Source organism: Azospirillum baldaniorum, from assembly GCF_003119195.2.
GTDB lineage: Bacteria > Pseudomonadota > Alphaproteobacteria > Azospirillales > Azospirillaceae > Azospirillum > Azospirillum baldaniorum.
Genome location: NZ_CP022260.1, coordinates 458680 through 480302, shown reverse-complemented (window position 1 = coordinate 480302; position 21623 = coordinate 458680). Strand labels below are relative to the sequence as shown.

Annotated in this window: 20 protein-coding genes; 16 read left to right on the top strand and 4 right to left on the bottom strand. The window is 69.1% G+C overall.

Annotated elements, in window-relative coordinates:
* Positions 1–11 precede the first annotated feature (11 nt).
* The gene (locus tag Sp245p_RS28750) at positions 12–1493 is read left to right on the top strand and encodes a tripartite tricarboxylate transporter permease (RefSeq protein WP_165360022.1); all 1482 of its coding nucleotides are present in this window, start codon (positions 12–14) and stop codon (positions 1491–1493) included.
* A gap of 39 nt (positions 1494–1532) precedes the next feature.
* Here the strand turns inward: Sp245p_RS28750 and Sp245p_RS28745 are convergent, their stop codons facing one another.
* From Sp245p_RS28745 to Sp245p_RS28730, 4 genes are read right to left on the bottom strand one after another with little or no spacing between them, the layout of a single operon-like run.
* Positions 1533–2441, bottom strand: coding sequence for a TauD/TfdA dioxygenase family protein (locus Sp245p_RS28745; RefSeq protein WP_014242384.1), 909 nt, complete (start codon positions 2439–2441; stop codon positions 1533–1535).
* Positions 2442–2464: 23 nt separating this feature from the next.
* The gene (locus tag Sp245p_RS28740) at positions 2465–3289 is read right to left on the bottom strand and encodes an ABC transporter ATP-binding protein (protein ID WP_088123945.1); all 825 of its coding nucleotides are present in this window, start codon (positions 3287–3289) and stop codon (positions 2465–2467) included.
* 26 nt (positions 3290–3315) lie between these two features.
* Complete coding sequence (locus Sp245p_RS28735; RefSeq protein ID WP_014242383.1) at positions 3316–4194, bottom strand: ABC transporter permease; 879 nt, start codon at positions 4192–4194, stop codon at positions 3316–3318.
* Positions 4191–5171 carry an aliphatic sulfonate ABC transporter substrate-binding protein gene (locus Sp245p_RS28730; protein WP_014242382.1) on the bottom strand — a complete coding sequence of 327 codons (981 nt, stop codon included), beginning with the start codon at positions 5169–5171 and terminating at the stop codon, positions 4191–4193. The genes Sp245p_RS28735 and Sp245p_RS28730 overlap by 4 nt, the downstream gene beginning before the upstream one ends.
* Positions 5172–5491: 320 nt before the next feature.
* Between Sp245p_RS28730 and Sp245p_RS28725 the strand changes: the two genes are divergently transcribed.
* From Sp245p_RS28725 to Sp245p_RS28655, 15 genes are all read left to right on the top strand, one after another.
* Complete coding sequence (locus Sp245p_RS28725) at positions 5492–6361, top strand: TauD/TfdA dioxygenase family protein (RefSeq protein WP_014242381.1); 870 nt, start codon at positions 5492–5494, stop codon at positions 6359–6361.
* Between the two features lie 128 nt (positions 6362–6489).
* A complete protein-coding gene (locus Sp245p_RS28720; protein WP_014242380.1) occupies positions 6490–7074 on the top strand; it encodes a nitroreductase family protein in 585 nt (194 codons plus the stop codon).
* A gap of 193 nt (positions 7075–7267) precedes the next feature.
* Positions 7268–8269 carry a taurine ABC transporter substrate-binding protein gene (gene tauA, locus Sp245p_RS28715; RefSeq protein WP_014242379.1) on the top strand — a complete coding sequence of 334 codons (1002 nt, stop codon included), beginning with the start codon at positions 7268–7270 and terminating at the stop codon, positions 8267–8269.
* 25 nt (positions 8270–8294) lie between these two features.
* The gene (locus Sp245p_RS28710; RefSeq protein WP_041813226.1) at positions 8295–9098 is read left to right on the top strand and encodes a taurine ABC transporter ATP-binding protein; all 804 of its coding nucleotides are present in this window, start codon (positions 8295–8297) and stop codon (positions 9096–9098) included.
* Positions 9095–9949, top strand: a complete 855-nt coding sequence (locus tag Sp245p_RS28705) for an ABC transporter permease subunit (RefSeq protein ID WP_014242378.1) — start codon at positions 9095–9097, stop codon at positions 9947–9949. The genes Sp245p_RS28710 and Sp245p_RS28705 overlap by 4 nt, the downstream gene beginning before the upstream one ends.
* A 28-nt stretch (positions 9950–9977) precedes the next feature.
* Positions 9978–11522, top strand: a complete 1545-nt coding sequence (betC, locus tag Sp245p_RS28700; protein WP_014242377.1) for a choline-sulfatase — start codon at positions 9978–9980, stop codon at positions 11520–11522.
* Positions 11523–11559: 37 nt separating this feature from the next.
* Positions 11560–12417, top strand: a complete 858-nt coding sequence (gene tauD / locus Sp245p_RS28695; RefSeq protein WP_014242376.1) for a taurine dioxygenase — start codon at positions 11560–11562, stop codon at positions 12415–12417.
* A 46-nt stretch (positions 12418–12463) separates the two neighbouring features.
* Positions 12464–13450 carry an aliphatic sulfonate ABC transporter substrate-binding protein gene (locus Sp245p_RS28690; protein ID WP_014242375.1) on the top strand — a complete coding sequence of 329 codons (987 nt, stop codon included), beginning with the start codon at positions 12464–12466 and terminating at the stop codon, positions 13448–13450.
* A 12-nt stretch (positions 13451–13462) separates the two neighbouring features.
* Positions 13463–14311, top strand: coding sequence for an ABC transporter permease (locus Sp245p_RS28685; RefSeq protein ID WP_014242374.1), 849 nt, complete (start codon positions 13463–13465; stop codon positions 14309–14311).
* 4 nt (positions 14312–14315) lie between these two features.
* Complete coding sequence (locus Sp245p_RS28680) at positions 14316–15089, top strand: ABC transporter ATP-binding protein (RefSeq protein ID WP_109139127.1); 774 nt, start codon at positions 14316–14318, stop codon at positions 15087–15089.
* Positions 15090–15432: 343 nt separating this feature from the next.
* Positions 15433–16575: a THUMP domain-containing class I SAM-dependent RNA methyltransferase gene (locus tag Sp245p_RS28675; RefSeq protein WP_109139126.1), complete on the top strand. Its 1143-nt coding sequence runs from the start codon at positions 15433–15435 to the stop codon at positions 16573–16575.
* Positions 16576–16602: 27 nt separating this feature from the next.
* Positions 16603–18705, top strand: coding sequence for a molybdopterin-containing oxidoreductase family protein (locus Sp245p_RS28670; RefSeq protein WP_014242370.1), 2103 nt, complete (start codon positions 16603–16605; stop codon positions 18703–18705).
* 180 nt (positions 18706–18885) lie between these two features.
* Positions 18886–20052: an OpgC family protein gene (locus Sp245p_RS28665; RefSeq protein ID WP_246119827.1), complete on the top strand. Its 1167-nt coding sequence runs from the start codon at positions 18886–18888 to the stop codon at positions 20050–20052.
* On the top strand, positions 20049–20810 hold the full coding sequence (locus Sp245p_RS28660; protein ID WP_014242368.1) for an SGNH/GDSL hydrolase family protein: 762 nt from the start codon (positions 20049–20051) through the stop codon (positions 20808–20810). The genes Sp245p_RS28665 and Sp245p_RS28660 overlap by 4 nt, the downstream gene beginning before the upstream one ends.
* The gene (locus Sp245p_RS28655) at positions 20807–21622 is read left to right on the top strand and encodes an SGNH/GDSL hydrolase family protein (protein ID WP_014242367.1); all 816 of its coding nucleotides are present in this window, start codon (positions 20807–20809) and stop codon (positions 21620–21622) included. The genes Sp245p_RS28660 and Sp245p_RS28655 overlap by 4 nt, the downstream gene beginning before the upstream one ends.
* Position 21623 lies beyond the last annotated feature (1 nt).

Here is a 21623-nt window from a genome sequence, read left to right as displayed (position 1 = left end):
TCGCTCGGGGGATCGCGCACGGGCTGTCGATCGCGGCCTCTCCCGCCAACCTGCTGTATTGCTTCGCCGGGGCGCTGCTCGGCACCTTCGTGGGCGTCCTGCCCGGGGTGGGGCCGCTGCTGACCATCGCGCTCCTGCTGCCCTTCACCTTCTCGCTCGAGCCGACCGGCGCGCTGATCATGCTGGCCGGCATCTATTACGGCGCCCAGTATGGCGGATCGACCACGTCGATCCTGCTCAACATGCCGGGAGAGACCTCGTCGGTGGTGACCTGCATCGACGGGCATGCCATGGCGCGCCAGGGGCGCGGCGGTCCGGCCCTGGCGGTCGCCGCCATCGGCTCCTTCATCGCGGGCACGCTGTCGACCGGGATCGTCGCCTTCTTCGCGCCGGTCCTGGCCGGCGTCGCCATCCGCTTCGGTCCGGCCGACTATTTCTCGCTGATGGTCCTCGGGCTGGTCGGGGCCATCGTTCTGGCGCAGGGGTCCTTCGTCAAGGCGCTGGCGATGATCGTCCTCGGGCTGCTCTTCGGCCTCGTCGGAACCGACGTCAACAGCGGGGAGCAGCGCCTGACCTTCGGCATCCAGGCCCTGGCCGACGGCATCGGCTTCGTCCCGGTGGCTCTGGGCGTCTTCGGCATCGGCGAGATCATCCGCATCCTGATCGGGCAGGAGCGCGACGGCGGGCAGGTCATCCCGCACGGCTCGCTGATGCCGAGCCGGCAGGATCTGCGCGATTCCTCCGGCGCCATCGCGCGGGGATCGGTGATCGGATCGGCGCTGGGGCTGCTGCCCGGCGGCGGCGCGGCGCTGGCCGCCTTCGCCTCCTACACCGTGGAAAAGAAGCTGGCGCGCGACCCCTCGCGCTTCGGGCGCGGCGCCATCGAGGGGGTGGCGGGGCCGGAATCGGCCAACAACGCGGCGGCGCAGACCTCCTTCATTCCGCTGCTCACCCTCGGGCTGCCGTCCAACGCGGTCATGGCGCTGATGATCGGCGCGCTGATGCTGCACGGCATCACCCCCGGCCCCCGCATCATGCAGGCCGAGCCGGACCTGTTCTGGGGCGTGGTCGCCAGCATGTGGATCGGCAACGCCATGCTGATCGTGCTGAACCTGCCGCTGGTCGGGCTGTGGGTGCGGCTGCTGCGCGTGCCCTACCGCTTCCTCTACCCGACCATCGTGCTGGTCAGCTGCGTCGGCGTCTACGGCGTGTCGAACAGCGCGTTCGACCTCGTGACGACGGCCGTCTTCGGGCTTCTCGGCTGGGTCCTGCAGGCCCTGCGCTTCGAGCCGGCGCCGCTGCTCCTGGGTTTCGTGCTGGGGCCGATGATGGAGGAGAATCTGCGGCGCGCCATGATCCTGTCGCGCGGCGATCCGACCGTCTTCCTGCGCGAGCCGATCAGCCTCGCGCTGCTGGTTCTCACCGGCGTGCTGCTGGCCGCCATCATCCTCCCCACCGTCCGCCGGAGCCGCGAGCGCGTGTTCGCGGAATGACCGGCGGGCGGTACGGGCGCGCCCCTGGAGTCAGGGAAGTCAGGGCTGCGGTGCCGAGCCGATGAAGGCCGAGGCGCGCTCGCCCCACCGTTCATGCGGGTAGTAGTCCCAGACGGCGTGGTGCTGGGTGGCCCAGTTGTCCCAGAAGACCAGGGAGTTGGGGCGCCAGTGGATGCGCGTCTGGAAGGCCAGGTTCTTTTCGATGTGGCGGAACAGCAGGCCCAGGATGGCGTCGCTCTCGCTGCGGGTGAGTTGGACGATGTGGCTGGTGAAGGCCTCGTTGACGAACAGGTACTTGCGCCCGGTCAGATGATGGCGCGCCACCACCGGATGCTCGGTGGACGGAAAGGTCTGGCCCGGCTGCGGCGTTGCGCCATAGCCCGCCGTCCAGGCCTTGCCCCCGTCATGGACGGCGGTCAGGCCGTCGAGCAGCGCCTTGACCTTCTCCGACAGCGAATCATAGGCGAGATACATGTTGGCGAAGGCGGTGTCGCCACCAATCTCCGGCTGTTTGGTGACTCGCAGGAAGGAGCCCCAGATGGGTTCGGGATCGCAGGTCACGTCGGAATGCCACGCGTCGCCGGCGGTGTAGCGGGCTTCGGGTCCGGTGCGCCAAGCCAGAATCTCCGGATCGTGGTCGTTCGACGACAATTGCCGCGCGCCCCCCAGCACATGGCGGTGCAGCGTGCCGAAATGGCGGGCGAAGCGCTTGTGGTCCTCCGCGGTGATCTCCTGGTCGCGGAACACCAGCACCAGATGGTCGGCGATGGCCTTGCGGATGTCGGCCAACTGCGCGTCGCTCAGCGGCCTGGACAGGTCCACGCCCTCGACCTCGGCCCCCAGGATGGGCGACAGCGGGCGCACCGCGATGCTGTCGTAGCTTGGGCGCTCGCGGCGGCTCCAGTCGGCGATGGCCGTCTTGTCGTGGAAGTCGCGGTAGAAGCTCATGATGGTCCCCTCAAATTTCGCCATTAGATTTCGTAGGCGAACGGAAGCTCCGCCGCGGTAAAGAACTCGCGGTGGATTTCCTTGCGCAAAGCGATGAAGTCGGGGCTCGACCGGTCGCGCGGGCGCGGCAGCCGGACCGGGAGCCTCTTGCGGATGGTGCCGGGGCGCGACGACATGACCACCACCTCGTCGCCGAGGTAGACGGCCTCGTCGATGTCGTGGGTGACCAGGATCATGGTGGTGCGCTGCGCCTCCCAGATGCGCAGGATCTCCTGCTGCATCTGGATCCGGGTCAGGGCGTCCAGCGCGCCGAACGGCTCGTCCAGCAGCAGCACCCGCGGCTGGTTGACGAGCGCGCGGGCAATGGCCACGCGCTGGGCCATGCCGCCCGAGAGCTGGTGCGGGTGGGCCTTGGCGAAGCCCTCCAGCCCGACCAGTTCCAGATGCTCCCGCACCCGCCGGGCGACCGCCGCCTTGGGCAGGTTCTTCAGTCCGAAGGCGATGTTCTGCTCGACCGTCAGCCAGGGCAGCAAGCGGTGCTCCTGGAAGATCACCCCGCGGTCGAGGCCGGGACCGCCGATGGGCCGCCCGTCGAGCGTGACGGACCCGTCATAGCTGGTCTCCAGCCCGGCGATGATGCGCAGAAGCGTGCTCTTGCCGCAGCCGGAACTGCCGACGATGCTGACGAAGCTCCCGCCCGGAACGTCGAGCCGGATGTCGCTGAGCGCCTGGACCGCTTCGGTCCTGAGCGGGCCGGTCTTCAGCGTGAAGGTCTTGGACAGCGGGCCGATGCGCAGGCTGGCGGCGCGGTCGGCGGCCCGTTCAGCGGCCCGGTCGGTGCCCGCCATGCGGGCAGCGGTAGCAACCATGGCGGTCAGCTCCCCGAGAAGGTGGTTTTCCAGGTGATCAGGCGGCGTTCGGCGGCGCGCAGCACGACGTCGAGCAGCTTGCCCATGGCACCGATGGTGATCATGCCCACCAGAACCTGATCGGTCTGGCTCATCTGCCGGGCGTCCATGATGAGGTAGCCGAGGCCCGACGAGGCGGCGATCAGCTCGGCGGCGACCACGCAGATCCAGGCCACCATCAGCCCGACGCGCAGGCCGGTCATGATGTTCGGCAGCGCCCCCGGCAGGACGACCTGGAGAATGAAGCGGCGGCGCGTCACCTCCAGCACGCGCGCCAGCTCGACATGGCGGTGGTCGGTCTGGCGGTTGCCGTCGATGGTGTTGACGAGGATGGGGAAGATGGCGCCGAGGAAGATGATGTAGACCTTCCCCGCCTCGCCGATGCCGAACCACAGGATGGCCAGCGGAATCCAGGCGATGGGCGGGATGGGCTTGGTCAATTGGATGATCAGGTCGGTCAGCCGGTCCAGCGTCCGCGACAGGCCGATTCCGATGCCCAGCGGCAGGCCGACCAGCGCGGCGATGGCGAACCCCTCCAGAACGCGCAGCAGGCTGACGCCCAGGTGGCGGAACAGGTCGCCGCTGGCCGCCAGATCGACGAAGGCCTTGCCCACCCTGGTCGGCGGCGGCAGCAGGATGGGGCGGATGTAGCCCAGCGCGAACGCCGCCTGCCACGCCGCCAGCAGCGCCACGGGAAGCGCCACATACAGCGCCGCCCGCCCCAGGACGCCCGGCAGGACGCCGGCCAGCGCGCCCAGGCGGGAGCGCAGAGCTCCCGTTTTCGCCCCCGCCGTCAGCCCGGCCCGCTGCGCGGAGCGCGCATCGGAAGCCAGTCCGGCGCTCATTTCAGCCCCGCCTCGTCCGCCGGCTTGCGGTTGAAGAAGGCGTCCACGTCCACCGCCGTCTTGATCAGGCCGTGGGCACGCATGAATTGTTCGGTCTTCTTGACCTCGGCCACGTCGTCGTCGTGGATGGCCGGGTCGTAGTTCATCCGCTGCAGAACCTGAACCAGCAGGTCGGGCGCCAGATTGACGTCGCTGCTGATGAGTTCGGCGGCCTCCTTGGGATTGGCGGTGATGAACTCAGAGGCGCGCTTGTACGCCGTCAGCAGCGCCTTCGCCTGCTCGGGCCGGTTCTTGAGGAAGCCGTTGTCGGCGACGATCAGCAGCAGGCCCTTCTTGATGCCGGTGCCGTCGGCCAGCACGCGGACCGCCTTCTGCGATTCGAAGCGGGTCAGGATCGGCTCCCACACCGCTCCGGCGTCGATGGTGCCGGCGACGATGGCCGGCGGGATCTCCGCCACCGGCAGGTTGATCAGCTCGACGTCGTTGAGCGTCAGGCCGCCCTGCTCAAGCACAAGCGCCAGCAGATGGTGGGCATAGGACCCCTTGGTCACCGCCACCTTCCTGCCCTTCAGCTCCTTGGGCGAGGCGATGGGGGAGTCGCCGCCGACGACGACCGCCAGGCTCTTCGGGCCATCCGAGGTCAGGGCGATGGCGCTGGTGTCCAGCCCCGCCGCCTTGCCGACCAACGCCGGGGTGTCGCCGACGAAGCCAACATCCTGCTGGCCGGCGGCGAAGGATTCGTTGATCGGCGGACCAGCGGGGAAGAGCGACCATTTGACGGCGGCGTTCGGCGCCACCTTGGCCAGCTCCTCGTCCAGCCACTTCTTCTGCTTGGCGACGAACAGGGGCGCATAGAGGGGAAAGGGCTGCGCGGCGATGCGCAAATCGTCGGCGGCGGCTGAGGTGGTGGCGGTTCCGGCCAGCCCGAGGCCGATGGCGGCCGCGACGGCCAAGGCGACAAATCTGGAAACGGCCATGGTCGATACCTCGCTTCATGCTGGGGTTTTTGGGATCGGAGGTATGGGATTCAGGGGCACTGGCTTGGCTGTGCGTTGCCGGTTCCCGGATCGGCCCATTTCCCTATTAGGAATGTGGATGTCCGTATTTCATTTAACACGTTCGAATGTCAATACGCCCTCGCGTTATGGGCGATTGCAAAGTGTAATTTTTTACAAAAACGCGAAATCAGTTTTGTCGATTGATCCATATCAACGATCATGGCCTGATTTGCCTAGCTGATAAGTAGCCTTATCCGAGCGGGCGCTCCGCTCCGCTGCCTTGGCCGAAGGACGATCCGATGACGACGAAGACCCCTCATGCCGACGGCTTCCGCCGCTTCACGCTGACGCCCTACAACCCCTTCATCGGTGCCGTGGTTGACGGAATCGACCTCGGGGAGACCACCGGCGAGGAGGTCCGTGCCGACCTGCGCCGGGCGCTGGCCGAGTATGGCGTGCTGTTCTTCCGCGGCCAGACGCTGACCCCGGAGCAGCAGGTCGATGTCGCCCGGATTTTCGGCGATCCCGACAAGGCCAAAGCCTATTTCAAGCGCCACGACTCGAACCGGCTCGTCGAACTGATCGAGTTCACGCCGGGGCAGCCGGGGTACGGCACCGATCAATGGCATGCCGATATTACATTTTCCGCCAACCCGCCCACCGGCACGGTCCTGCACGCGCGCGACGTGCCGTCCGTCGGCGGCGACACCGCCTGGGCCAGCGGAACCTACGTCTACGACCGCCTCGACCCGGCCTTGCGGGCCTATCTGGAAACGCTGGAGGCGGTGCACAGCATCGAGCACAGCGGCTGGCCCGAGTGGTTCCGCACCCAGCCCAACGGGGAAGACCTGTACCGTCAGGCCCGCGCCGAGCATCTGCCGGTGGTGCACAAGGTCGTCCAGACCCATCCGGTCACGGGCCGCAAGCTGGTCTATGTCAGCCCGAACTTCACCCTGCGCATCCGCGGTCTGTCGCGCCAGCAGAGCGACGCGCTGCTGACCTTCCTGTTCGGGCTGTTCGAGAAGCCCGAAGCCCAGGCGCGCTGGCGCTGGCGGAACGGCGACGTGGCGATCTGGGACAACCGCGCCACCGTTCATTACGCGGTGACCGACTACACCGAGTACCGCCTGCTCCACCGGGTCACCTTCGGCGAGGACAGGGCGTTCTGAGAGGAGCCCCGGTTTGCCCGACTTGGGAAGAACGAAAAATTTGTGTGGCTGTCGGTCACGGTTTGGGAAACCGGGAAATCCGATTTTCCCATCCGTGCACCGTCGCCGTTCCGCCGGAGAAGAGACCCATGCCCGTCCGTGAACACCGCCGTCCCGACCACGACATCGATCCGTTGTTCGTGAACCGCTGGTCGCCACGGGCCTACACCGGGGAGGAAATCCCCGACACCATTCTGGAGCAGGGTTTCGAGGCGGCGCGCTGGGCGCCATCCGCCCGCAACGCCCAGCCCTGGCGCTTCATCCACAGCAAACGCCAGTCCTCGTCGTGGGCGGCCGTCTTCGGCCTGCTGAACGAACGAAACCGGCTGTGGGCGGACAAGGCGTCGGCCCTGATCGCGGTTCTCTCCAAGACGACCTACGACGACGGATCGCCGAACCACACCCATTCCTTCGACACCGGAGCGGCATGGGCCAACCTCGCGCACCAACTGTTCCTGGCCGGTTGGCACACCCGCGCCATCGGTGGATTCGACCGTGCCGCGGCAGGCAACGTGCTCGGCGTGCCGGAGGGGATCGCCGTGGACATCCTCATCGCCGTTGGGCGTCAGGGGCCGGTCGATGCGCTGGCTGAGGAATTCCAACTGCAGGAAACCCCGAACGGTCGCCGTCCGCTGACCGCCTTCGTGTCCGAAGGCGTGTACCGCGCGGGTTGACGCCGCCTTCCGTCCTGAAGGGAAATCGGCGTCGCGTCATCCCGATTAAATTTGACAAGTTATATTTGTTGCTTATTGAAAAATAATACACATCTATGAGCTTGGATGTTGATTATTTCCCTTCTTGATATGTAGAGTTTCCTCACCGGCGGACGACCGCGCCGCCGGGTGAAGACGGGGGAGATAAGCCACCATGAAGCAGTTCCTGCCTTCCATCGCCCTGCTCGCGCTGGCCACCCTGGCGCCGGTCTCCGCCGAAGCCGCCGGCAAGGTCGTCGTCGCCTACCAGACCGACGCGCTGCCGTCGTCGGTGGCCATCGCCAACGGGGACTTCGCCAAGGCGACCGGCGCCGAGATCGATTTCCGCAAGTTCAATTCGGGCGCCGACATCTTCGCCGCCATCGCGTCGGGCGACGTCCAGGTCGGCTATGTCGGCTCAAGCCCCTTCGCCGCCGCGGTCAGCCGCGGCCTGGACGTGAAGGCCTTCTACCTCGCCAGCGCTTCCGGCACCGACGAGGCGCTGGTGGTCCGCAACGGCTCCGGAATCGAGACGCCCGCCGACCTGAAGGGCAAGAAGCTGGCCGCCGCCCCGGTCTCGACCGACCATTACCAGCTCCTCGCCGTGCTGAAGCAGGAAAAGCTGAGCGAGCGCGACGCCCAGGTCTTCGCCATTCCGCAGCCCGACATCGTCGCGGCCTGGAACCGCGGCGACCTGGACGGTGCCTTCGTCTGGGACCCGGCGCTGACCGAGTTGAAGAAGACCGGCAAGGTTCTGCTAACCTCCCGGCAGGTCGCCGACCGCGGCGCCCCGACCTTCACCGCCTGGGTCGCCACCGCCGCCTTCGCCAAGGAGAACCCGGCCTTCCTGAAGAGCTTCGCCGGGGTGGTGGAGCGCTACAGCGTCTCCTTCCGCGACGACAAGGCCGCCTGGGGGCCGGAATCACCGAACGCCAAGACGCTGGCCGGGCTTCTCGGCGGCACGCCGCCCGATCAGGCGGCGGCGCTGAACAACCTGTCGCTGATCCCGGCCAAGCAGCAGGCCAGCAAGGACTGGCTGGACGGCGGCGAGAGCAGCGGCACCGCCCGCATCCTGAAGGAAACCGCTGAATTCCTGAAGGAGCAGAAGAAGGTCAGCACCGTGCTGCCCAGCTACGGCGGCTTCGTCACGGCGGATTACGTCAAGGCTCTGCCCTGAACCGCAACCGGACGGGAGGTGCGCCATGCTCCGGGTGCAGAACGCCAGCGTGTTCTTTCCAGGCCGTGACGGCGGGGCGATCCACGCGCTGGACCGCGCATCGCTGGACATCGACGCCAACAGCATCGTCGTCGCGCTCGGCGCGTCGGGCTGCGGCAAGTCCACGCTGCTGAACGCCATCGCCGGCTTCCTTCCCCTGTCGGACGGCAGCATCACGCTGGACGGGCAGCCGGTGGAGCGCCCCGGCGCCGACCGCGGCGTGGTGTTCCAGAAGGACACGCTGCTGCCCTGGAAGAGCGTGCTGGACAATGTGGCGCTCGGCCTGGATTTCGCCGGTCTTCCAGTGCGGGAGCGGCGGGACCGTGCCGCTGAGCTGCTGCGCCTCGTCGGGCTGGAGGGCTTCGCCAAGGCCGCCCCACACGAGCTGTCCGGCGGCATGCGCCAGCGCGTCGGCATCGCCCGCGCGCTGGCCACCGACCCGAAGATCCTGCTGATGGACGAGCCGTTTGGCGCGCTCGACAGCCTGACCCGGGAGCAGATGCAGGAGCTGCTGGTCGACGTCTGGGCGCGCACCGGCAAGCGCATCTTCTTCATCACCCACTCCATCGAGGAGGCGCTGTTCCTCGGCACGACGGTGGTGGTGATGTCGCCGCGCCCCGGCCGGATCGTCGCCCGCTTCGATCTGGATTTCGTCCGGCGCTTCGCCGCCGAGCGGGACGTGCGCGCCATCCTGTCCGACCCGGAGTTCGGGGACCTGCACAACCGCATCCGCGATCTCGTTCACCGTCCGCATCACGCGACGGTCCACCGCGGGGAGACGCTGCAATGACCGACGCCGCCCGCACGACCACCGAACCCCTCGCGGTCCCCGCCGCCCGGCCCCGGACCGTCGCCCTGCGGCCTTTCGGGCTGGACGGCGCGCGGACCGGTCCGATCAGCGCGGTCACCGGCCTCCTGTTGATCGCCGCATGGTTTCTGGTGTCGCATTACCGGCTGGTGACGCCGCTGTTCCTGCCGGCACCGGGGGAGGTGGTCGCCCAGTTCCTCGCCATCCTGGAGGACGGCTACGCCGGCGCCACGCTTGGGGAGCATGTGTCGGCCAGCCTGCTGCGCATTCTCGCCGCGGCACTGATCGCGGCGTCGCTGGGCATTCCGCTGGGGCTGGCGATGGGGCTGAACCGCTGGGCCAAGGGCATCCTCGACACGCCCATCGAGTTCTACTGGCCGCTGCCGCCGCTGGCCTATCTGCCGCTGATGATCATCTGGCTGGGCATCGGGGAAGTGTCAAAGATCGCCCTGCTGACGCTGGCGATGTTCGCACCGATCTGCCTGTCGGCGCAGGCCGGCGTGCGGTCGCTGCCCATCGAGCGGGTGAACGCTGCGCTGTCGCTGGGGGCCACGCGCTGGCAGCTCTTCCGCGCCATCGTGCTGCCCAGCGCCCTGCCGGAGATCCTGACCGGCCTGCGCATCGCCATCGGCGTCGGCTGGAGCACGCTGGTCGCCGCGGAGCTGATCGCGGCGACGCGCGGCATCGGCTTCATGATCATGTCCGCCTCGCATTTCCTGGCCACCGACGTGGTGTTCGTCGGCATCGGCATCATCGCCGCCTGGGCCTTCGCCTTCTCCTACGGGATGCGCCTGCTGGAATCCTGGCTGGTGCCCTGGAAGGGCAAGACCTGACGCTTTCCCGAACCGGAGTGCTTTCGCCGTGTCGCGGCCCCCCAACATCCTGTTCATCATGGCCGACCAGATGGCGGCCCCCGCCCTGCCCTTCCACGGTCATCCGGTGGTCAAGACGCCGAACCTGTCGCGGTTGGCCGCGGAAGGCGTCGTGTTCGACAACGCCTACTGCAACTACCCGCTCTGCGCGCCGTCGCGCTTCGCGCTGCTGTCGGGGCGGCTGCCCTCGGCCATCGGCGCCTTCGACAACGCGGCGGAGTTCGCCTCCTCCGTGCCGACCTTCGTGCATTACGCCCGCGCCGCCGGCTACCGCACCTGCCTGTCGGGCAAGATGCATTTTGTCGGCGCCGACCAACTCCACGGCTTCGAGGAGCGGCTGACCACCGACGTCTATCCCGCCGATTTCGGCTGGACGCCCGATTGGGGGAACGGGGCGCTGGCCTACGACTGGTCTCATCACATGGCGAGCGTGGTCGAGGCCGGCCCCTGCCACCGCAGCCTGCAGATCGACTTCGACGAGGAGACTGCGCATCAGGCGGTGCAGAAGATCTACGATTACGGCCGCACGGCGGACGAGGCGCCCTTCCTCCTGGCGGTGTCCTTCACCCACCCGCACGACCCCTTCAACTGCCTGCCGGAGCACTGGGACCTCTACGATCACGCGGCGATCGACCTGCCCTCGGTGCCGCCCATCCCCCCGGAGCGGCTCGATCCGCACAGCCGGCGGCTCCACTACATGGACGGGCTGCACCGCTACGACCTGACGGAGGAGCGGGTGCGCACCGCCCGCCACGCCTATTACGGCTCCATCAGCTATGTGGACGAGCTGGTTGGGCGCCTGCTGACCGCGCTGGAGCGGGCCGGGCTGGCCGAAGACACCATCATCGTCTTCACCGGCGACCATGGCGAGATGCTGGGCGAGCGGGGCATGTGGTACAAGATGACCTTCTTCGAATGGTCGTCCCGCGTGCCGCTGCTGGTGCACGCTCCGGGACGCTGGGCGGCGCGCCGGGTGTCGGCCCCGGTGTCGCACGTCGATCTGTTCCCCACCATCCTCGACCTGCTCGACGGCCGGGCGCCGCTGCCGGTCGACCCGTTCGACGGCGAAAGCCTGCTGCCCCTGCTGGCCGGTTCGGCGCGCGGCGCCGGCCGCACCATCTTCGCGGAGTATCTGGGGGAAGGGACGCTGAACCCCGCCTTCATGGTGCGGCGCGGCCGCTACAAATACATCGCCTGCGACGGCGACCCGCCGCAGCTCTACGATCTGGAGGCCGACCCGAAGGAGCTGGTCAACCGCGCCGGCGCGCGCGATCTCGCCGCCATCGAGGCCGATCTGTCCGCATCCGTCGCCCGGCGCTGGAACGCGCCGGCTCTGCGCCGGGCGGTGATCGAGAGCCAGAACCGGCGGCTGTTCGTCCACAAGGTGCTGCTGACCGGGCACCACACGCCCTGGGATTTCCAGCCCCACCGCAACGCCGCCACCTCCTACGTCCGCAATTTCGGGGTCGCTGAGGACACGCTGAAGGCGCTGGCCCGCCTGCCGGCGGTGGAGCCGGTGCCGCCCGACGCCTGATTCCTCCTCTCCCATCTTTGCCATCCGGGGAACCGCCATGCCCGACATGTCTCTGCCCAGCCTGTCCATCACACCCGTCAGCCCGGCCATCGGCGCGCGGGTGGAGGGGCTGGACCTCACCCATCCGCTGAGCGACGCGGAGGCAGCCGCGCTGGAGCGCGCTCTGGTCACCCATCAGGTGCTGTTCTTCGAGAACCAGCCCCTGACGCCCGCGGCGCAGCGCGCCTTCGCCGCCCGCTTCGGCAGCCTGCACGTCCACCCCGTCTATCCCAACGTGCCCGAGCAGCCGGAGATCATGGTGCTCGACACCGGGCCGCACAACGTGACGGACAACGACGTCTGGCACACCGACGTGACCTGCATCGAGACGCCGCCGGCCATCGTGGCGCTGTCGGGCAAGCGAATCCCGCCCAACGGCGGCGACACCGTGTGGGCCAGCAACATCGCCGCCTACAACGGCCTGTCGGAACCGCTGCGCCGCCTGCTCGACCCGCTGACCGCGCTGCACGACTTCACCAAATCCTTTCCCGAATGGCGGCACAGCGGCGATCCGGAGACGCACGCCCGCTGGCGCGCGGCCCGCGACCGCCACCCGCCGGTGACCCACCCGGTGGTCCGCGTCCATCCGGTGAGCGGCGCCAAGGCGCTGTTCGTGAACGAAAACTTCACCGCGCGCATCGTCGGGCTGAGCGACCGCGAGAGCGCGGCCATCCTCGACCTGCTGTTCGACCACATCAGCCGCCCGGAATTCACCGTGCGCTGGCGGTGGAAGGCCGACGACCTCGTGCTGTGGGACAACCGCTCCACCCAGCATTACGCGGTGAACGACTATCTGCCGCACAGCCGCCTGATGCACCGCGCCACCGTGCTGGGCGACCGGCCCGTCGGACCCTGAGCAAACCTCTCACAACAACATCAAATCCCTGGGGAGAATTTCGACCGTGACGAGCCTGTTCCCGCGTCGCGCCGTGCTCGGCGCCCTGTTCGCCGCCGCCCTGTCCAGCCTTCTGCCGGGCGCCGCCCGCGCCGCCGACAGGGTGACGGAGATCCGCCTCGACTACGCCTACTACAACCCGGTCAGCCTCGTGCTGAAGGAAAAGGGCTGGCTGGAGGAGGATCTGAAGAAGGACGGGATCGCCGTGCGCTGGGTGCTCAGCCTCGGTTCCAACAAGGCGTTGGAATTCCTGAACGCCGGGAGCCTGGATTTCGGCTCGACCGCCGGGGCGGCGGCGCTGATCGCGCGGATCAACGGCAATCCCATCAAATCGGTCTACGTCTATTCAAAGCCGGAATGGACCGCCCTGGTCACCGGCCCGAACAGCGCCATCACGAAGGTCGAGGACCTGAAGGGCAAGCGCGTCGCCGTCACCCGCGGCACCGACCCGCACATCTTCCTGGTCCGCACGCTCGCCCGGCACAAGCTGATCGACAAGGACATCAAGCTGGTCCTGCTGCAGCACCAGGACGGCCGCTTGGCGCTGGAGAAGGGCGATGTGGACGCCTGGGCGGGGCTCGACCCGCTGATGGCCCAGGCGGAGATCGACAACGGCGCCACGCTGTTCTACCGCAACGCCGCCGCCAACAGCTGGGGCGTGCTGAACGTGCGGGAGGAGTTCGCCACACAGCAGCCGGAGTTGGTCGCCCGCGTCCTGCGCGCCTATGAGAAGGCCCGCGCCCACGCGCTCGCCAACCCGGCGGAGCTGAAGACGACCATCGCCACCGCGGCGAAACTGTCGGAGCCGGTGGCCGCCCGCCAGTTGGAACGCACCGACCTCAGCCACAGCGCCATCGGCGCGGAGCAGGCCGACACCATCCTCCAGGCCGGCCTCGCCCTTCAGGAGAGCGGCGTGCTGGGCGCCGACGTGGACGTGAAGGGGGCGGTCGCGGCGCTGATCGACCCGTCCTTCTCCAAGGCGCTGACGCAGTAAGGGGGCGGTTCCGTGGCCGTCATCGAACCGGCGCTGGACCGGCAAGAATCGGGCGCCGTTTCCCTTCCGGAGGCATCCGGTCCAGCGCCGCGCCGCCGCTGGCTGGACTGGCTGGCCGGCCTGATCGTCCCGCTGGCCCTGGCGCTCGGCTGGGAGGTCGCGGTGGCGCAGGGCTGGGCCAATGGGCGCCTGCTGCCGCCGCCCAGCCGCATCCTGTCCACCCTGTGGGGCCTGTGGCGGTCCGGCGACCTGATCACCCATGTGCTGGCGACGCTGGGCCGGGTGGGGCTGGGCTTCCTGTTCGGGGTGCTGGCGGGGACGGTGCTGGGGGCGCTCACCGGCTATCTGAGCTGGGCGCGCCGCCTGCTTGACCCCACCCTGCAGGCGCTGCGCTCCATCCCGTCGATCGCCTGGGTGCCGCTGTTCATCCTGTGGTTCGGCATCTTCGAGACGTCGAAGGTCATCCTGATCGCGGTCGGGGTCTTCTTTCCCATCTATCTGGCGCTGTCCGGCGCCATCCTGGACGTGGACCGCAAGCTGGTGGAGGTCGGGCGCATCTTCCGCCTGTCGGGGCCGGCGCTGGTGTGGTGCATCCTGCTGCCGGCGACCCTGCCCGCCTATGCGCTGGCGCTGCGCGCCGGGCTGGGGCTCGGCTGGATGTTCGTGGTGGCGGCGGAGTTCATGGGGGCCAGCGAGGGGCTGGGTTTCCTGCTGACCGACGGGCAGATGACCGGCCAGCCGGCGACCATCCTCGCCTCCATCGTCGCCTTCGCGGTGTTTGGCAAGCTGACCGACGGGCTGCTGGCCGCCCTGTCCCGCCCGCTCCTGCGCTGGCAGGATTCCTTCAAGCCGGAGGGTTGAGCCGATGCTGCGCATCGACGGAGTGAGCAAGCGCTACCCCAACGGCCATCTGGCGCTGGAGGGAATCGGGCTGGAGGTGGCGCCGGGGGAAATCCTCGGCGTCGTCGGCGGCTCCGGCTGCGGCAAGAGCACGCTGCTGCGGCTGATCGCCGGGCTGGAGGCGCCGACCGCCGGGGAGGTCCTGCTGAACGGCCGGCCGGTCCGCGGCCCGCGCGACGAGATCGGTTTCGTCTTTCAGGAGCCGCGGCTGATGCCCTGGCTGCGCATCCGCGACAACGTCGCCTTCGGCATCCGCCACCTGCCGAAGGCGGAGCGGGAGGCCCGCACGGTGCAGGCGCTGGCGCGCGTCGGCCTCGCCGACTTCGCCGGGGCGTGGCCGCGCGAACTGTCCGGCGGCATGGCCCAGCGCGCGGCGCTGGCCCGCGCGCTGGTCGGGCGGCCCTCGGTCCTGCTGCTCGACGAGCCCTTCTCGGCGCTGGACGCGCTGACCCGCTACGACCTGCAGGATCATCTGCTCAGCTTGTGGGCCTACGACCGCCCGACGCTGATCCTGGTCACCCACGACATCGAGGAGGCGCTTGTCCTGGCCGACCGCGTCGTGGTGATGCTGCCCCGTCCGGGCCGCGTGCTGACCATCGCGACACCGCCGCTGCCGCGCCCGCGCGATCGCGCCGACCCGTTGTTCGAGGTGTGGAAGCACCGCCTGCTCGCCGACCTCAGCCGGGCGTTCCGCCACCGCATCAGCGGCGAGGAGGCGTTTCCCGCCGCCGCCATCTGACCGCTGTCCTCAGGCGGGGATTATGTCCGACACCGTGGGAAGCGCCTCGGCGCGGAGCCGATGAATTTCGGGGCCGGGGGCAACACCATAAGAAACCTGCTGTGTCGGGTGCGGCAGTCCTCCGGGCCAGGCATGGGGTTGAGGCCCCCGCTGATTCTGGTCGGGACGAATGATTTGCCAAATCGCTCCGTTGCGCGACGCCTGCCCGCTCCACAAGGACCCGGTGCATCTGACCCGCGCCGGCTAGGAGCGGCTGACCGCCGCCATCGGCAAGGCCGGTTGTTAGGGAGCCGTCTGTTAGAAAGATGTCGAAGGCGGCGGGGCTTCGGGATATCTAGGGGCCATGACCAGCGACACCGCCGCCGCCGACCGTACCGGCACCGATTTCGAAATCTTCATCGTCACCGCGCCGGGCCTGGAATCCGTGCTCTGCGCGGAGGTGAAGGCCAAGGGCTTCCGCGACGCCACCGCCATCAAGGGCGGCGTCACCGTCCGCGGCGGCTGGCCGGAGGTCTGGCGGGCGAACCTGGAACTGCGCGGGGCGACCCGCGTGCTGGCCCGCGTCGCCTCCTTCCGCGCCTTCCACCTCGCCCAGCTCGACAAGCGGTCGCGCCGGGTGCCCTGGGCCGAGGTCCTGCGCCCCGACGTACCGGTCCGCGTCGAGGCGTCCTGCAAGGGCTCGCGCATCTACCACGCCGGGGCGACCGCCCAGCGCATCGAGCGCGCCATCACCGAGGAGCTGGGCGTCCCCATCTCCGCCGAAGCCGAAGTCTCCATCAAGGCCCGCATCGACGACGATCTCTGCACCATCAGCGTCGACACGTCGGGCGAGTCCCTGCACAAGCGCGGCCATAAAGAGGAGATCCACAAGGCCCCGCTGCGCGAGACGCTGGCCGCCCTGTTCCTGCACCATTGCGGCTTCGACGGCACCGAGCCGGTGGTCGATCCGATGTGCGGCTCCGGCACCTTCGTCATCGAGGCGGCGGAGATCGCCGCCGGCTTGCACCCCGGCCGCAGCCGCCGCTTCGCCTTTGAACAGCTCGCCTCCTTCGACGGCGCGGCGTGGCAAGCGATGCGCTCCGCAGGGAGCCCGGGCACCGCGCCCGCCGTCCGCTTCTACGGCAGCGACCGCGACGGCGGGGCCATCGCCATGAGCCGCGCCAACGCCGAGCGGGCGGGCGTCGCCGCCCTGACGGACTTCCAGAAGCACGCGGTCAGCGACCTTATGCCGCCGGAGGGTCCGCCGGGCCTCGTCATCGTCAACCCGCCCTACGGCGCGCGGATCGGCGAGAAGAAGCCGCTGTTCGCCCTCTACGGCGCGCTGGGGCAGACGTTGCTGTCGCGCTTTTCCGGCTGGCGGGTCGGCCTCGTCACCAACGAGGCGTCGCTGGCCCAGGCGACCGGGCTGCCCTTCCAGCCGTCCGGCCCGTCGGTGTCGCACGGCGGCCTGCGTGTGACGCTGCACAGCACCGCCGCCCTTCCCTGACACCCTTCCGCACCCATCTGTAGAACCATGTCCGACCGCACCACTCCCCGCCTGCAAGCATCGGCCTGCCCGCACGATTGCCCCTCCACCTGCGCGCTGGAGGTCGAGGTGCTGGACGAGCGTCGCATCGGGCGCATCCGCGGCGCCGCCGACAACAGCTACACCGCCGGGGTGATCTGCGCGAAGGTCGCCCGCTATGCCGAGCGGGTGCACCACCCCGACCGGCTGACCCAGCCGCTGCGCCGCATCGGCCCCAAGGGCTCCGGCCAGTTCGCGCCGATCTCCTGGGACGAGGCGCTGGATATCGTCGCCGACCAGTTCCTGGAGGCGGAGCGCCGGCACGGGCCGGAGACGGTGTGGCCCTACTATTACGCGGGCACCATGGGGCTGGTGCAGCGCGACGGCATCAACCGGCTGCGCCACGCCCGCCGCTGGTCGGGCTTCTTCGCCACCATCTGCACCAACCCGGCCTGGGCCGGCTGGCTGGCCGGCGCCGGAAAGCTGGCCGGGGCCGATCCGCGCGAGATGGCCAAGTCCGACCTCGTGGTGATCTGGGGCACCAACGCCGTCTCCACCCAGGTCAACGTGATGACCCACGCCGTCCGCGCCCGCAAAGAGCGCGGCGCCAAGATCGCCGTGGTCGACGTCTACCGCACGCCGACCATGGAGCAGGCGGACATCCCGCTGCTGATCCGTCCGGGCAGCGACGGGGCGCTGGCCTGCGCGGTGATGCATGTGCTGTTCCGCGACGGGCTGGCCGATCGCGCCTATCTCGCCAGCCACGCCGACGACCCGGCCGGTCTGGAGGCGCATCTCGCCAGCCGGACGCCGGAATGGGCGGCGGCGATCACCGGCCTGCCGGCGGCGGAGATCGAGGCCTTCGCCCGGCTGGTCGGACGGACTCCGCGCAGCTATTTCCGGTTGGGCTATGGCTTCACCCGTTCGCGCAACGGTGCGGTGAACATGCACGCCGCCTCCTGCATCCCGGTGGTCAGCGGCGCCTGGAGGGTCGAGGGCGGGGGCGCCTTCCATTCCAACAGCGGCATCTACGGCTGGAACAAGACGCTGATCGAAGGGCTGGACCTGCGCGACCCGTCCGTGCGCATGCTCGACCAGTCGCGGATCGGCCCCATCCTGGAGGGCGATGCGGAGGCACTGGCCGGCGGCCCGCCGGTGACGGCGCTGCTGATCCAGAACACCAACCCGGTGACCATTGCCCCCGATCAGGCGCGGGTGCGCCGCGGCTTCGCCCGCGACGACCTGTTCGTCTGCGTGCACGAGCAGTTCATGACCGAGACGGCCCGCATGGCCGACATCGTGCTGCCCGCCACCATGTTCCTGGAGCACGACGACCTCTATCAGGCGGGCGGCAACCAGCACATCCTGCTCGGACCCAAGCTGGTCGATCCGCCCGGCGACTGCCGGCCCAACCACGCCGTCATCGGCGAGCTGGCGCGGCGGCTGGGCAGCGACTCACACCCCGGTTTCGCCATGACCGAGCGGGAACTGATCGACGCCACGCTGCGGGCGTCCGGCCACGGCACGCTGGAGGCGCTGGAAACCCAGCGCTTCCTCGACGTGCAGCCGGGTTTCGAGACGGCGCATTTCGTGAATGGCTTCCACTGGCCCGACGGCAAGTTCCGCCTGAAACCGGACTGGCCCAAGGTGCCCTACGCCGCGCCGTCCACCTTCGGCCCGGTCGAAGCCATGCCGACCTTCCCCGACCATTGGGCGGTGACGGAGGAGGCGGACGACGAGCATCCCTTCCGGCTGGTCACCGCCCCGGCCCGCAACTTCCTGAACAGCAGCTTCACCGAAACCCCGACCTCCGCGGGGCGGGAACGCCGGCCGAGCCTGATGCTGCACCCCGAGGACGCGGCGGCGCTGGGCATCGCGGAGGGGGACCGGGTGGAGGCCGCCAACGGTCGCGGCGCGGTGCTCCTGCACGCCCGGCTGTTCGACGGGGTGCGGCGGGGCGTGGTGATCGCCGAATCGATCTGGCCCAACGCGGCGCACGAGGGCGGGCGCGGCATCAACAGCCTGACCGGCGCCGACCCGGTGGCGCCCTTCGGCGGCGCAGCCTTCCACGACAGCCATGTGCGGGTGCGCAAGGCCGACGCCGACGCTTGAAGCCGACGCTTGAATTTGACTCCCCCCTCTTCTCGCCGGGTCCGGTAAAGCCCAAATGCGGCCGCTGTGGCCCTGTGCGGGACGCCGATTGCCAAGACCGGGGCGCCGTGCCACGGTGCACCGCACACGAAACCAGAGCGGGACAAGGCGGTGGCGTCGGGCGGGATGCGCGATCTTCGATTGGACTTTTTCCGTGGGCTGGCCCTGTGGTTCATCTTCGTGGACCATATCCCGGGCAATCAGATCGCCTGGGTGACGATGCGCAACTTCGGCCTCAGCGATGCGACCGAGGTGTTCGTCTTCATTTCCGGCTACACATCGTCGCTGGTCTATTCACGGATACTGGACAAGCACGGCTGGCGGTTCGCGGCGGCCAAGGTGCTGGACCGCTGCTGGACGCTCTACATCGCCTATCTTTTCCTCTTCATCGCCTTCACGGCGCAGGTCGCCTACACCGCGCGGGTCTTCGACAACCCCCTGTTCACCGAGGAAATGGGCATCGCCGGTTTCTTCGCCGATCCCGCGGTGTCGCTGGTCCAGGCGCTGGCGCTCAAGTTCCGGCCGGCCAACCTGGACATCCTGCCGCTCTACATCGTCCTGCTGCTGTCCCTTCCGGTGGTGCTGCCGGTGCTGCGGCGCTGGCCGCTGGCCCTGCTGGCCGGGTCGGTCACGCTCTACACGGTGGCGCGCGTCCTGGACTGGAACCTGCCGACCTATCCGGACGGCGGCGTCTGGTTCTTCAACCCCTTCGCCTGGCAGCTCCTGTTCGTGCTGGGGGCCACCATGCAGCGGTTGCCCAAGGTGGCGGCCGCGCTGACGACGCGGCGGATGGCGCTGCTGTGGCTGGCGGGAGGGTATCTGTTCGCCTCGTTGCTGCTGGTGATCTCCTGGCAGGTCGCGCCGATGGCCGCGCTGATGCCGGTGTGGCTGGCGGATATCCTCTACCCGATCAGCAAGACCGACCTCGACCTGTTGCGGCTCGCGCATTTCTGCGCGCTGGCCTACGTCGTTCTTCAGATCGCGCGGTTCGACAGCGCGTGGCTGCGTTGGCCGGCGCTGGCGCCGGTGATCCTGTGCGGGCGGCAGTCGCTTCAGGTCTTCTGCCTGGGCATCTTCCTGTCCTTCGCCGGCCAGACGGTGCTGAACCACTGGTCCGCCTCGCTTTTGGCCCAGTTTTCGGTCACACTCGCCGGAATCGCCGTGATGGTGGCCGCCGCGCGGGTGCTGACCTGGTATCAGTCCGTGGGACGGCCGCCACGCCAATCGGCATCCGCCCCGCCCGCGGCACCCGCCGCCCCATTGGTCCCTGACGCCCCAATGGCCCCAGCCAAGGACCCGAGCGCATGAAGCGCGCGACCGTCTTGACCCTGGCCGTCCTCGCGGGACTGACCGCCACCATCGGCATGGGCGTCGCGCAGGCGGCGTCGGAGACGCCCAGCGATCCCTGCGCCGTTCCGGAAACCGTCTACACCATCGACGGCGCCCTGCCGCGCGCCTGGGAACGGCTGAAGCGCGGCGGCGCGCTGCCCATCCTGGTGCTGAACTCGGCGGGCTCGCGACCCGACACCGCCTATCCGGCCCTGCTGGAAAAGGAACTGGCGGCCCGGCTGCCCGACCGCAAGGTCAGCGTGACCGTCCGCAACGCGCCGGGGGCGACCGCGCAGGAGATGCTGCCCATCCTGAACCGGGAACTGGCCTCCTCCGCCGCCTCCCTGCTGGTCTGGCAGGTGGGGACGGCGGACGCCATGCGGAACATCGGGCCGGACCGCTTCGGGGAGGCTCTGAGCCACGGAATCGCGGCAGCCCAGGGGCGCGGCGCCGATGTGATCCTGATGGACATGCAGTACAGCCCCCAGACGACCCAGCTCATCACCTTCCAGCCCTACCTGGACTATGTGGAGTGGGTGTCGCAGAACAGCGACGTGGTCCATTTCCCCCGTTTCGAGATGATGCGGCATTGGTTCGAGGAGGGCCGCGTCGGCTTCGCCCCCGACTCCAAGGAGGAAAAGCTGCAGGCCTACCAGTTCGTCCACCGCTGCCTCGGCCGCATCCTGGCCGACACCGTGTCCACCATGATCGACCGCGCCGGGAGACCCGCTCCGTGACAGGCACGCCCGCCCCCCGGACCCGTGGCCGGAGGGCCGCCGTCCTCTCAGCCGCCCTGCTGTCCCTCGCCCCTTTCCTCGCCGGCTTGACGGCCAAGCCCGAGCCGGCAGGGGCTGCGGCCTGCGCCGTGTCCGTTCAGACCGCCGACCTTGCCGTTCCGCTGCCGCACGGCGCGCGGGCTCTGGCCGCCGGCGGGCCGCTGCGCATCGTCGCCATCGGCTCCTCCTCCACCGCCGGGGCCGGAGCCAGCAAAGCGGAGCACAGCTACCCGGCGCGCCTCGCCGAGCATCTGGGCGCGCGTTACCCCGGGCTCGCCCTGACCGTCCTCAACAAGGGCGCCAACGGGGAGACCGGACCCGACATGCTGAAACGATTCCAGCGCGACGTACTGGACGAGGCCCCCGATCTGGTGATCTGGCAGGTGGCGGCCAACACCGTCCTGCGCGGCGACGATCCCGACGCGGCGGAACAGGTGATCCGCAGCGGCGTGCGGATGCTGAAGGGCGCCGGTCTGGACGTCGTGCTGATGGACCTGCAATACGCCCCGGCCATGCTGGCAAAGCCCCGGCACGAGGAGATGGAGGCCCGCATCGCCCGCGTCGCGGCGGAGGAAGGGGTCGGCCTGTTCCACCGCTACGCGGTGATGCGCCAGTGGGTGGAAACCCGGCAGGCCGCCATGCACGATCTGGTGGGACCGGACGGCATCCATCAGAACGACTTCGGCTACGACTGTGTGGCCCGCACGCTGGCCGCCTCGCTGCACGACGCCCTCAGCCTGCGAACCGCGGGGTCGGTGTCCGCGCGTCCGTGAG